Raw genomic sequence first — 12,868 nt, forward strand, 5'->3', positions numbered from 1 at the left:
GTGGAAAATATCTTTCTTCTTACTATGCAGCGTGGTAAAGAACTTCGTACGTTTGGACTGGTGTGCTGATCCCTTTTACGACAATTGCCTCAAGTGAGCGCGTTTTCACTTCCTTGCTTTTGAGGGAACGCCATGATGATTCCGATATTATGATCTGGCCGGAAAGGGCAATTGAACATAATCTGCTGCCGAGATTCATATTATTGCCGAGCACTGTATGATCCATCCGCTCTTCGCCTCCCACGTTTCCAACAATAGCCATTCCGGTATTAATGCCGATACCAACACGGATGTCTTCTGTGTTCTTTGAATTCAATTCATTGATCGCACACTGGATTTCGATAGCGCATAATACCGCATCGTCTACCATTTCCGAACCTTCGAAAATGGCAATGAGTTCATCACCGACATACTTATCGATAATGCCGTTGTGAGAGATGACGATAGAAGCCTGTCGGCTTAAATATCTGCTCAACAATTCAATAACGACCTCCGGTTCAACTTTTTCAGAGAATGCAGTGAACCCGCGAATATCTGAAAAGAGCACGGTTACATTACGCCGCTCTCCGCCCAAATGTAATTTATCGCCTTCCTTTCGGATCATCTCCATCGTTGATGAAGAAAGGAATTTCGACATCATAAACCGTTCTTTTAATCCCAGCACCATTTCGTCGAACGATTGCGCTAATTTGCCGATCTCGTCTTTGGAATCGATCTGCAGGTGAAAATCGTAATTCCCGGCGCGGATTTGCTCTGTGCCGACAACAAGTTTCCGTAACGGGGAAGTGATCCCTTCTGCCAATATAAATGCACCGAGAATCGCAAGGATCAGAGAAAGTCCGCCAATCATCAGGATGATCTTTTCAATCTTCCGTAATTCTGCGAGCGATTGATCGACGGAAATGGCCATCACATAAATAGCATCGCTGGTGTTCGATGCACGGACGAAAGCGCATAAGAAATTTTCCCCGTCCAGTATTGTTTCACGCTGAACACTCTTTCCCTCGCTGATTTGCCTGTCGAGTTCAGTCATGTCCACCATATACGAACGGAGCAGATCAATTTGTGCCAGGTCCGAATTCGTCGATGCAACAATGCGATTCCCCCGGAGGAATGTGATGTCGCTGTGTGTATCAGACTTTAATGCTTTGGCCTCTTCTTGAGTAATACGTTTTCCCAGGGTCAGCGTTCCGATAACGAATTTTTGAAAGATGGGTACTGTGACCGTTTGGTACATCTGCTCGTCAATTATGAGGAATGAAATATCATCTGGAGTTGGATCTTTACCTTCCAACGCATGGCGGATAACAGGCATGAACGCCAATGTGTCTCCGAATTTTTCCGGCCGGTCAAGCCGGAAGAGTACCCGGCCTTTTTCATCTGTCAGTGTAAAAAGATCGACACCGACAAGCCTGGCAGGGCTTTCTTCGCGTGAAAGAATATAATCTTTGATCGTTGCCGGATCTCGTGTGGATAACTGCGCTTTTAATACTGGAAGTTCTGAAATCAACAGACATGATTTCACAAGGGTCTCATTACGCAGAGAAAGAAACCGTTTGAACGTGTGGTACGTAATATCAAAATCCTTCTGCAGCTTTGTGTTAGTTAAATCCCGGATTTCGTAGTCTACAATCATCAGCACTGAACCGGCGATAAGGATAACAAGAGCTACTGTCGAAATGAGGAGACGATTCCGAAGCGATCCTGTAAAGAGATTGCGGAGAATAGCCATAGGTCATTCCATAACAAAATTTTCTATGATATGCCCACCTGGTGTAATGGTGATCATCCGCTCTCGATTTGTGAACCGTTCATGCCAGACTTTGAGGGTGTAAACGCCGCCGGGTATGTTTTCAATCGAGTAATTCCCATGTTCATCGGGTTGAATATAATAGGGTGAGTCCAAGACAAGAATATACGCATACATATGAGAATGAATATCGCAAAAGACATGGACTATTCCTTCTTTATCAAACTGAATAGGCACATTCTCACCCGTGGGACGCCGCCCGATATTAAATTTTTTTGTTGGAGAAAGAGAAAACACATTATGATAGGTATTGTCCCGATTGACAAAATCGACCACCGTTCCTCGTTGAATAGGCAAAACATGCGGAATAAACTCAGCATTCCGTTGATCCATAAGAGCTTTTGCATTAGTTTTCGGTTTCTCTTGCTTCAAATCCTTACTTTCTATATAAACGACCATGTTTGCATATTCATTGACTTTAGACTCTATAGAATGAGTCATCGGTGTCATTCCATACGAATGAGATCGCATATCACGTGATACTATATCAGGTTTGAGTATTGCTCGAATGTCGATCTTGCCTCTCACAGACCCTGTTTGTTGCTCTTGTGCCAGAACCTTCAACAAGGAAACAGTGTTGCTTCCGAAACAGAGCCATAGAATCATCAAGAATTTATTCATGCGTTCTGATTTTCTAATTTTTTCATTGCAGAGTAACGACAATTGCACATCCCCAGACATCAAGATCGGGCACCGGTTGTAAATTGACGGCGGTTCGTTCATAGCCCAATTTGATGAGAACTTTATGATCCGGTTTGTATCCTAATCCAATTGCAGAACGAACAACATTCCGATCCCAGGCAATAGAACTACCGCTTATAGATGATATCAGCAGTCCGGGAATGTTATTGAATGTCAGTGCATTGTACCGTACGGCAAGATATAATCCTGGATAAAAGGGAACATCCATCTTTACATCGATGTAATATTCCTGACTTTCAAGCGAACACGAATAGCCATTTGAGAAACCTGAATTGTATACTGAGGAACCTGAACCGTCCATATAAATAGAGTTATAAACAATATACGGTGCCTGAAATTGATTTTTTATATACTCCGCATTGATCTCGAAATACAAATAACTCAAAAGTAAGTCGGCTCCATATGTGGATTGGTCAAAAGAATTCAACGAAGTATACTGCTGTTCGAAATATTGACTAACGAATGATGATTGCATATATGATCCGACGGCATACGAAAACCCAATGGTTCCCCAAATTCCGGGATGTACGGCTACTCTCCCATGAAACGCCAATCCTTCATCAATATTATAATCTCCATTTGTGCCGGAGAGAGGGGCATTCATACAGGCAACGTCATAGTCTATCATTCCAAAGATCAAACCAGAAGCTTCAATTCCTGAAAAATATCCACATGGATACAGGGTGGTTAATCGATTACCATATTGAGCATCTGTTCCATATTGAGCGTATGCAAGATATGTTGTTTGAGGGCCGAGATATCCGGTCAATGGTGATATATTTTGTCTATACGAAAAGAAGAGGGGTTGACCAATGAAAGGATTTTCCGATGACAATTGACGTTTGGAAAATGTACCGAAAGGCGTCACTATCTTCCCAGCTGAGAAAGAAAGGGCGTCACCGAGAAGATTGGAAAACGTCACATACGCCAATTGAAGTTCGAATGCCTTGAAATCTAATCCTTTGGAGGGGTTGGTGGCAAGTTTTGCAGTAAAGGTGATATTTGAACTAATATCTGCATCGAAAAATAAATCCAATTCCTGGAGGCTAAGCTGAACATGATCATTTGGTACGTTATTCTTTTCTAGTCCGCTATCCTCTCCTCCTTTTCGTATCTCGAAATCGGATAACCCCCACCAATGAATTTGAGCCGTGGCTGTGGAAGTGATGGATGCACATACCAATACCAGGAAATATCTCTTCATATTCCTTCCGTATGATGGTGTATTGGTTGAATAAATTGTTCATCCTTAACTTACTAAAAATTTATAACAAAATTCAGGTTTTAATGATTCCATAGTTCACAGGAATTTACCGCTTCTCGTTCAAATGAAGCAGTTCTTTAGTATGAAGGATTTGTTAATTGTGCCTTCAGCTGATGAGGATGGCTTGAAAGAGAGAACCTTAACCTCTATATTATATGTAATAAATCGGAACGATTCATAACGTTTATGAAAAAAACAATTCTGGTTGTCGATGATGAAAAAGACATTATCGATCTCTTATCCTATAATCTGAACAAAGAAGGTTTGACGGTTATTACCGCACGCAACGGGCGCGAGGCGCTGGAGCGGGTGAAACAAAAACCGGATTTGATCATTTTAGATGTCATGATGCCGGAAATGAATGGATTGCAGGTCATTCAGGAATTAAAAAAGGATAAGAAGACAGCATCCATTCCCGTGCTGTTGCTTACAGCAAAGGGTTCAGAGACGGACGAAATTGTTGGATTGGAAGTAGGAGCGGATGATTATATCGTCAAGCCGGTAAAAATTGGCAAGATTGTTGCTCGTGTGCATGCGGTACTTCGTAGGCAGGAACAATCTGCCCGGAAAGCAATTCCACAAATGGATATTATCTCTATCAAAGATTTAGAGATTAACGTGTCCAGCTATACAGCAAGCATTGGGAAACAGAAGCTTGTGCTTCCAAGGAAAGAATTTGAGACACTTGTCTATCTTATTCGCAATCGGGGCAGAGTGCTTTCACGGGAATCTATATTGAATGCAGTCTGGGGAGAAAATATCCACGTCGTGGATAGAACGATCGATGTTCACATTAGAAAAATACGCGAGAAACTTGGTGCTTATTCGGAGTATGTCGAAACAGTCTCCGGTGTTGGATATCGATTTAGAGCGTAAATGAAAATACAGACAAAAATCACTGTTACCTATGTTCTGCTTGCACTATTGATTGTTGTCAGTCTCGGTGTATTCACAAGCATGCGCATGGAATCGTACTTCAAAGAACGCTTGGTGGGTGAATTAAGCTACCAAGCCGATTTGGTTCTCTTCATTCTCCAGAAAGACACCACGTACTCGTTCCCACAAATCGATCAGCAGGTTAAGTTGATTGGAGGTCTTGAACACCTTCGTATCACGCTCATCGATGTTCAAGGAAACATATTGGCTGACTCGGATATTCCATTTCCTGATATTACCGGTGTAAAAAATCATCTGGATCGTCCGGAAGTTCAAGATGCGAAGCAGTACGGTATTGGACACGATATCCGTCATAGCACAACTGTTGGTCACGATTTTTTATATATGGCAAAACTTGTAAAGAAATCTCCAAAGAGAACTAGTTTTGAAACTCTTCAGTATATCAGATTGAGTGTCCCGCTCGAAAACGTGCAAGATCAAATCAATAGCATCCGTTCGATCGTGATTGTAGTCGGGTTAGGAGTGCTTTTGGTGATTGTAGCAGTGAGCATTATCGTTTCTCGCCGCATTACAAAATCGATGGTGCGAATTGCCCAGGGTGTGGAACAAATTCGTTCCGGTGATTTAGATGCACAACTTATCATTTCTTCGAACGACGAAATCGGACTTGTCGCAAAGGCTATCAACGAACTCGTACAAAAGCTTAAATCAGATATCGTACAATTAAAAAAATTAGAGCTCGTGAGAAGCCAGTTTCTCGGAAATGTTTCGCACGAACTTCGCACACCAATCTTCGCTGTTCAGGGATACCTGGAAACACTTCTCGGCGGTGCAGTGGAGGATCCATCCGTGAATCGATCGTTTCTAGAAAAAGCGCAGTCGAATCTGGGTCGTCTCAATGCATTGTTGGAAGACCTCATCAACATTTCACAGATTGAATCAGGTGAAATGAAAATGAGTCTTCGTTATTTTCGGGTGAACGAATTCCTTGAATCGGTAGGGAAGGATTATGAATCATTGGCAGCAGCACGAAATATCACATTGAAACTCTTGTTGAGCACAAAAAATGATGATGATGTATTTGGCGATAAGGATCGACTAAGACAAGTTCTGAACAATTTGATCAGCAATGCCATCAACTATAATAAGCCCGGGGGGGAAGTTACGATCACTTCCGAAAAAGAAGAACATGGCATTCAAATAAGTATAAAGGATACGGGCGTGGGTATCCCTTCTGAACATCTTTCGAGAATATTCGAGCGATTCTATCGTGTTGACAGTGACCGATCACGTGCGCTGGGCGGCACGGGACTTGGTCTTGCAATTGTCAAACACATTATAGAAGCGCACGGAAGCCAGGTACAAGTAGAAAGTACATTGGGAAAAGGAAGCAATTTTCGTTTTGTGCTGAAAAACAGTTAAACCTGAACAAGCTTTAAAAGAACCCATTAATTTTATGTCATTCTCTCATATTATCTCCTTTGATCAATTATTTATTTACAATGCATTTAAATGTTTCGGGATATTTTGCCAGATAGTCTAATTCTTCATCTTTCAGGACAATGTTTAGTCCCCATCCTTTGAAGAATGTAAATGCCTTTGCAATAAATTCCTTATTGATGCCGGTGGAATAATTCACAAAGTACTGATTTACTACTCCCTCATAATTACAATCTAGATTGAGTACTTTCGCCGTAATAGAACAATTGAAATCTAACCCTTCGAAATCAAGGATCTTCGTTATTGGATCATACGGCGGTTGCTTCAAGAATATTTTCATTTCACCGGCAATCGTGGGTGTTTCAAAAACCTTGAAGTATATTCTCATGTTTGTGATATCGTAGACAATACTCCATTTCGTACCTAGTCCTTGAGCGACGGTATTTAAAGTGCGAAACGCATAGTCAATAGTCGAATTATCGACGGAATAATCGGGATGGTTAGTTTGACGTGCTGCGGTACAAAAATTATAGAGTGAACGATCAGACTGGGTGTCGCCATTCTTGTTGTAGCAGATCAGTGACTCATCATATGTACTATTTGCCAGAGCCTGAATAGGAAGATTCTTTCCTGTATGACACACCATCTTGCCATTGAGGAATTCTATTGCCGCAGTATGACCAAATCGGTCACAGACTAAAAAATGGATTTTCGAATTGGCGTCAACAATTCTCAACAAGGTATCGCTGCTCATCACTTCTTCAATTGTCGAGTAATTATCCAATTGAAACTGAATCCATTGAAATGCTCCTATCGCATAACGGTTATCTTTGGCAGGATATACTGTCTTATCCAACGTCATGTGTTCCACGACGAGTCCGCTTTCGTTCATACCGCCGTATGGCAAGTCTCTTCCGATCTGATTGAAGGTGATACTGCCGAATTTTGAGATCCATCTGACCGGCTTTTCTGTAGAATCGACGAGAGCCACCTTCTCAAGATTCCTTGGATTAACCATGGCCAAGCCTGTTCCGGTTAGCCAGTCGAGGTTGCGTCCGAACACCAGCCGATTCCTTTGATGAAGGACAAAAGTTGTGCAAGGATATGCATCAGTTAAAGTGAATAATATCAAGAGAACGACTTGGACGAGAATAATAATCATACGTTTATTCATGAATTACTCCTTAAGTGTGAGCAAAATAAGATTATGTAAAACTGCTTTCTTCCTGTTTTGATTTTATAAGATCCATGCTTTTATAAAGGATTATGATTTCAAAAAGCTCAGCTGGTACCAACATAATGAATCCCATAAACGATAAAATTACCGTAAGAAAGAAACATCCTGCTATAATTTCAAAAACACCGGCATAAGTAGCCACTGCACCGATAGATTTCCGAAGCCGTCTTAATGATATCCCGTAAATTATTCCAATACACCCAAAGACAACTGCCTCAGATCCTAAAATATATTGTCGTTCTATCGAATCATAAAATATTGACGCAACATCATAGCCGATGATCAATATATTTCCAAATATGAGTATGAAGGAAGTAATTCTCAACAAGTAATTTTTAAAAAATCCTCCTAGAAGTATGAATCCGCGCTGAAAGAAAATATAAGTAACTATAAAGGATATCTTTATTGCGAGATAGACCGGCGTGCTAAAGATCATTCGGTGATCTTCGAATCTGAAATATTCTGCGGCTCCTTCGAAGAATCCGATTAAAAAATAGATTATTCCTATAATCCAAGAGATGTTGAGTTGTTTAATAAAAAAGTCAGGCGAAGCAGTTAGGTCTATATCAAGGAAGAGATATTTTTTGAACGATCTTATCGTTGAATGAATGATTGTATCGTCGTTCACCTCGATGGCACTTAAATCATAATCGAGCGCAGCAAGAATTGTCTTTATAGTATAGCTTCTCGGTGTTACTTCTCCGGTTTCAATCCTTTGAAGTGTTCTAACGCTGATATTACATTTTTCCACAAGCTCTTCTTGTGTTAAGCTTTTTGCTTTTCTCAGCTCGGATATTTTTCTTCCTAAATCTGGTTGTTTCATGAGATTGGTCTCCTTTTTTGTTTTTGACAATTTACTCATTGAATGAGTGATTGTCCAAGACATTGGAAGGGATTTTACCCGTCATTTACCCGTCACTTCATTAATTATCAATTTATCAATGATTTTTCACAAGAGTAATGCTCTTGGCAATTAGAAATGTATTTAAATGTTCAGCCATTTAGTACCCAACCAAGAATTTTTTTATTATATTTTTACGCGATTCCATACGCCACAAAGCATGGCGGACAAGTGAACATTGAACAGTGGAGTTATAAAGTGAGTGAGCAGTTGAACCAAATAGCAGATGAACAGAGATTTACTTTGAGAAGCGTCTGTTCCGATTTGTGCCTAAAGGTAATTAATGTACAAACTCAAGTACTTCAAGAGGAGGGATAACAATCTCTAACAATTCTTGTTCAAGATCGAGCAATTCATTCCGCATTGTCTCACGGTAGCGCTCTGTCTCTTCAATGAACTTAGGAATAAGGGATTTATAATGAGCAATGCCTTCCTGAAGGTTGGCCCGATAGGTACTAAAATACTTAAGTTCCTTTGCATTCCAATTATCAAGCCGCTTCTGAATTTCACTTTTCATATAATCGATATATAACTGGAGTTCGTTAATGAACAAATTTGGTCGATTGGGATCGGTCATAAGTTGTATGCGACCGTAGATATGTCCCACCATTTCTTCTAACGTTGCGATCTTCGAAAAATAGGCAAGATTTGGTCCAGGACATACGGCAACAGCGCGGCCCTTCATCGATCCATTTGAACTGCTGTTAATGAAACCAGACGCGGCAAGATCTTCACAAAGGCATGCTTTCTCGACAACCTTCGCAATTTTTTGTTCCAATACCTCAGGCGGTAAATTCTGTTCTTGCAATTGTTTGATTTTCAATTCCTGATACTCTTTCGATGCAGTGCAAATTGGTTCTGTTGTGAACTCTGTATTTGAAACAAGATACTTTTTTGTGCAACGGCTTCCGGGTTTTCCCTCGATGAAACGTTGTTGGATTTGCAGATCGCTTAAACTGCCGCGCACATTGTTGAATGGTATGCCGAGTGGTGAAGCATCGCTGATGTAATAATCTTCTTTCGTAGCACGCGCAAGGATTTCTCTGGTCGTTTTATCAATATTGGTTGCTTCGGGGACGAGCAGGAAAGGTGATCCCCACCCGGTTCCATCAACGCGATAATAGTCGCGCAGGAATGCATCTTCTTTCGCCGTACCGATTCCACCTTGTACCGTTATACGAAATTGCATTGGTACAGATGGTACAGTGAGTCCTTTGTCCCTGAGGGCCGCATTATAGAGGAGAGAGAGTTCATCAAAAAGGATTTGACGATTGGTTTTGAATTCATCCAGAATCGGTCCAAGCAAATAACCATCGGAGGCAAATGCGTGTCCACCGCAGTTCAATCCGGATTCAACCCGGAATTCAGAAATCCATATTCCTTTCTTCGCGAGAATCTTTCCTTGGATATATGCGGAGCGATAATCTGTAACTTTTAAAATTACTCTTTTTTTGAGATGACCCTGCTCATCCGGAATGAACTCTTTACGCTGTCCCAGATAGCTGAATAAACGGGAATTTAAACCCGCAGAAAGAACAACCGACGCGCTGAGGTCGCATTGCGCAAACCCGCGCAGCGATGCTAGGGCGTCTGAAAATTCTACCGGAAGTTTTTCTTCATCGCGGCCGACATTTACTTTATCCAATTTCGTCATGATGTTGACATCGATATGACCAGCAACAATATTTTTTCGTAACTCATGTTGCAATGCAGATCGCTTTTCAGTGTCAGTCGTATGTATCATGCGACGGTAAAGAGCTTTGAGCTGTGAATCCTCGGGCAGCATTTCAAAATATTTGACGATCTCGCTCCCTTTTTCAAACGCTGAGGCCTTGAGATCTGCAATCTGTTTCTGCACGATCTTCTGGAGAAGATTGAGATATTCGGTGATTCTTCTGGCTCGATAATCTTCATCCCGCACAGTAATTGGGCTATATGCTTCTCCATACACACGTGCATAATACTTGCGCATATGCTCGATGAGGATATCATCTACAATCGAAATGACAGACGAAATACCGAATCTCGCAACACGAATCGGCGTATCAACAGAGAATGCCAATCCGAGTACGGGAATATGAAATGAATGCACCGGAGAATCTGCCATCGTTCACTCTTTCAATAGTAACAATATAAATCAAACTACTATAAGATCGTGTATTTTCCTGCAAAATCAAATTATACTTAGAATAATTCGGATTCCTTTATTACATTGACTATGAAGTATTCGAGGTTGGTTCCGATGAATAAGCTACCACACAAAATAGAATGTCAGAATTGATGTTCCAAATTTAATCTTTTTATGTCTGCCAACATCGATTGAGAAACAATATTGATTAGAACTCGTCTAAATACTGTGAAAAGATTACAGAAAAAAGTAGCATTAGTATGTTTCTCCCATTCCCTTGGCGGGCTTGAGCTTTCTACTATTCGCATAGCACAAGCGATGAAGAAAAAAGGTGTTTCTACGGTCGTCATTGTTCCACATTCATCGCCGCTTGACCAACGAGCCCATGAAGCAAATCTTCATGTAATCACAATCACTCCTCATTGGAAATATGGAGATATCTTTGCTGCATTTCACCTTGCCCGCGTACTCAGGGATCAACAGATCGAACTGGTACTGCTCATGCAGTCAAGCGATATTCATCTTGCCGCCGTCGCATCAATGATAACGCCTCAAGTGAAGTTAGTGTTTTATCAACAAATGAATTCCCGTTATAACAAGCGTGATATTATACACTCATGGATATATTCAAAACTATCGCTCTGGATTTCCCTGACCCAGAGTATGAAAGAGGATGTAATTTCATTTACGTGTGTGCCTCGTGAGAAAGTAAAAGTAGTTCCTTTGGGCACTGATCTCCAGCAATTTGATCCATCACACTATAATAAAAATGAAGCACGAACATTATTCGGATTACCTCATAAAGGTTATACTATTGGAGTTCTAGGACGGCTCGACAAACTAAAAGGTCAGCATATATTGCTTCGTGCAGTACCGGAAGTTGTAAAGCAGCACCCCAATGTTATGTTTCTTATTGCAGGTGATGAAACCGCGGGTGAACATGGATACAAAGAATATTTATTGAAATTATGCCGCGAACTTGACATCGAGCGGTATGTGAAATATCTGCCCTTTACGGACGATGTTCCTCGTTTGATGGCAGCTCTTGACGTTTTTGTTCTTCCATCGTTTTCTGAGACATTCGGACTTGTGGTTGTTGAGGCAATGGCTATGCAGCGACCAATCATTGCGACGAATGCCGGTGGGTTGCCGGAGATTATTACAAACGGTAGGACGGGATTGCTTATAAGGCCACGCGATGCGACAGCGGTAGCATGGGCAATACACCGCGTGCTCAGTGACTCTGCTCTCCGTTTGTCGCTGGGTCATTTAGCTCGCGAGGAAGCTCTGAGGCGATACGACATTGATAGTTGTGTAGATTCTCTTCTCGGATCGCTTGCAACACTTTGAGTATTTTGTGTTGGTCTCTAAGAGATGGTACTGTTGGTGCATTCATAGTATCGCGTGATTATTCAATTCTCAGTTTTGAGGAACGTGGACAAATAAAAAAGGCAAGGCGAATCAAATTGGTTCGCCCTGCCTTCAACTTTGTTAAGCCTCCTAACACCCCTGTGACTCAGCATTTCCCATTGTGCTTCGTCAAGCGTTACGCTGCAGGTGAAGCGTGTCGCCTTTATGGTAGAGCGATCCAAATTCCTCGGATACAGCTTTGTAGGTGGTTTCAACAAACCCTTGGTGGGCTACAAACTGCACTGCAAAGATACATATTAGCTCATTAAAGCGGTATCACGCAAACGCGTGATTTTTTATTTTTTTGGTTTTTTAATAATTTCGTGAAAGAACTACTTGACAAACAAATCCAAAACGGTTTAGACAATCCGTTGTTTCAGAGCTTTTGCGACAGCACTGCTGCGCTTGTTGACATGAAGTCTGTCATAGATTTTCCGTACGTGTGTATCGATGGTGTGATGACTGAGGGAAAGCTTCTCGCCGATTTCCTTTTTCGTTAAACCATTTATCATGTGCAGAAGGATTTCCCTCTCGCGGTTCGTCAAATCATAATTGGGGGAAGGTGTGTTTAATGCCGCGTACGCCGTTAAAACTTTTCGTGCAATTTGTGCGTTAATAGGCGATCCGCCTTTTTGCACATCGCGAATTGCCTCGATAATTTTCTCTCCCGAAGATTCTTTGAGTAAGTAGCCTGCGGCTCCGGCACAGATGGCTTGAAAGATACTGTCACTATCTTCGTGCACAGTAATGATAATGATTTGTGTGGATGGAGCAAGCTGCCTAAATTTCTGTATTCCTTCCAGCCCGCTCATACCGGGCAACCCGATATCCAATAAAATGATGTTTGGATGCGTACCTAATTCCAACTGTTGAAGAGTTTTCTCACAAGAGTTAAATGATTGGCTGCATTTTAAATCGGTTTCAGAGTTGATCAATTCAATAAGACATTTTTGGAAGAAAATATTATCCTCAACAATCCATATTTCTGCTCTTTTGGTTGACCGCTTGATAGGTCGTTTTGTTGAGGGGCTTTTCATACTATGGTATTCAGTGATCTTGTTATGTGATATAAAAATGCT

General features: G+C 41.3%; 10 protein-coding genes. 3 read left to right on the forward strand and 7 right to left on the reverse strand.

Annotated features, from left to right (window positions below; all coding sequences use genetic code 11):
* Positions 1 to 22: 22 nt before the first annotated feature.
* From NTX44_00135 to NTX44_00145, 3 genes are read right to left on the reverse strand one after another with little or no spacing between them, the layout of a single operon-like run.
* The gene (locus NTX44_00135) at positions 23 to 1,732 is read right to left on the reverse strand and encodes a HAMP domain-containing protein (GenBank protein MCX6120013.1); all 1,710 of its coding nucleotides are present in this window, start codon (positions 1,730 to 1,732) and stop codon (positions 23 to 25) included.
* Between the two features lie 3 nt (positions 1,733 to 1,735).
* Positions 1,736 to 2,431, reverse strand: a complete 696-nt coding sequence (locus NTX44_00140; protein ID MCX6120014.1) for a carboxypeptidase regulatory-like domain-containing protein — start codon at positions 2,429 to 2,431, stop codon at positions 1,736 to 1,738.
* Between the two features lie 22 nt (positions 2,432 to 2,453).
* Positions 2,454 to 3,716, reverse strand: coding sequence for a hypothetical protein (locus NTX44_00145; protein ID MCX6120015.1), 1,263 nt, complete (start codon positions 3,714 to 3,716; stop codon positions 2,454 to 2,456).
* Between the two features lie 246 nt (positions 3,717 to 3,962).
* Here NTX44_00145 and NTX44_00150 point away from each other — a divergent pair, with 246 nt between their 5' ends.
* Positions 3,963 to 4,652, forward strand: a complete 690-nt coding sequence (locus NTX44_00150; protein MCX6120016.1) for a response regulator transcription factor — start codon at positions 3,963 to 3,965, stop codon at positions 4,650 to 4,652.
* On the forward strand, positions 4,653 to 6,095 hold the full coding sequence (locus tag NTX44_00155) for an ATP-binding protein (GenBank protein MCX6120017.1): 1,443 nt from the start codon (positions 4,653 to 4,655) through the stop codon (positions 6,093 to 6,095). It abuts the gene before it with no gap.
* A 67-nt stretch (positions 6,096 to 6,162) separates the two neighbouring features.
* Here the strand turns inward: NTX44_00155 and NTX44_00160 are convergent, their stop codons facing one another.
* The 3 genes from NTX44_00160 to NTX44_00170 all read right to left on the reverse strand — a co-directional run bounded on the left by NTX44_00160 (position 6,163) and on the right by NTX44_00170 (position 10,358).
* A complete protein-coding gene (locus tag NTX44_00160; GenBank protein MCX6120018.1) occupies positions 6,163 to 7,287 on the reverse strand; it encodes a linear amide C-N hydrolase in 1,125 nt (374 codons plus the stop codon).
* A gap of 31 nt (positions 7,288 to 7,318) precedes the next feature.
* Positions 7,319 to 8,173: a helix-turn-helix transcriptional regulator gene (locus tag NTX44_00165; GenBank protein ID MCX6120019.1), complete on the reverse strand. Its 855-nt coding sequence runs from the start codon at positions 8,171 to 8,173 to the stop codon at positions 7,319 to 7,321.
* A gap of 358 nt (positions 8,174 to 8,531) precedes the next feature.
* Complete coding sequence (locus tag NTX44_00170; GenBank protein MCX6120020.1) at positions 8,532 to 10,358, reverse strand: hypothetical protein; 1,827 nt, start codon at positions 10,356 to 10,358, stop codon at positions 8,532 to 8,534.
* Between the two features lie 249 nt (positions 10,359 to 10,607).
* Here NTX44_00170 and NTX44_00175 point away from each other — a divergent pair, with 249 nt between their 5' ends.
* Positions 10,608 to 11,729 (forward strand): glycosyltransferase family 4 protein, encoded by a 1,122-nt coding sequence (locus NTX44_00175; GenBank protein MCX6120021.1) that lies wholly within the window; start codon positions 10,608 to 10,610, stop codon positions 11,727 to 11,729.
* 419 nt (positions 11,730 to 12,148) lie between these two features.
* On the opposite strand, the gene NTX44_00180 is transcribed toward NTX44_00175, so the two are convergent.
* On the reverse strand, positions 12,149 to 12,826 hold the full coding sequence (locus NTX44_00180; GenBank protein ID MCX6120022.1) for a response regulator transcription factor: 678 nt from the start codon (positions 12,824 to 12,826) through the stop codon (positions 12,149 to 12,151).
* Positions 12,827 to 12,868: the final 42 nt, after the last annotated feature.

It is taken from the genome of Ignavibacteriales bacterium (assembly GCA_026390575.1).
Taxonomy (GTDB): domain Bacteria; phylum Bacteroidota; class Ignavibacteria; order UBA10030; family UBA10030; genus Fen-1298.

Bases quoted from the DNA above. Each gene is read 5' to 3' on its own strand.
- NTX44_00135 (MCX6120013.1), bottom strand. From the start codon at position 1,732: ATGGCTATTCTCCGCAATCTCTTTACAGGATCGCTTCGGAATCGTCTC.
- NTX44_00140 (MCX6120014.1), bottom strand. From the start codon at position 2,431: ATGAATAAATTCTTGATGATTCTATGGCTCTGTTTCGGAAGCAACACT.
- NTX44_00145 (MCX6120015.1), bottom strand. From the start codon at position 3,716: ATGAAGAGATATTTCCTGGTATTGGTATGTGCATCCATCACTTCCACA.
- NTX44_00150 (MCX6120016.1), top strand. From the start codon at position 3,963: ATGAAAAAAACAATTCTGGTTGTCGATGATGAAAAAGACATTATCGAT.
- NTX44_00155 (MCX6120017.1), top strand. From the start codon at position 4,653: ATGAAAATACAGACAAAAATCACTGTTACCTATGTTCTGCTTGCACTA.
- NTX44_00160 (MCX6120018.1), bottom strand. From the start codon at position 7,287: ATGAATAAACGTATGATTATTATTCTCGTCCAAGTCGTTCTCTTGATA.
- NTX44_00165 (MCX6120019.1), bottom strand. From the start codon at position 8,173: ATGAAACAACCAGATTTAGGAAGAAAAATATCCGAGCTGAGAAAAGCA.
- NTX44_00170 (MCX6120020.1), bottom strand. From the start codon at position 10,358: ATGGCAGATTCTCCGGTGCATTCATTTCATATTCCCGTACTCGGATTG.
- NTX44_00180 (MCX6120022.1), bottom strand. From the start codon at position 12,826: ATGAAAAGCCCCTCAACAAAACGACCTATCAAGCGGTCAACCAAAAGA.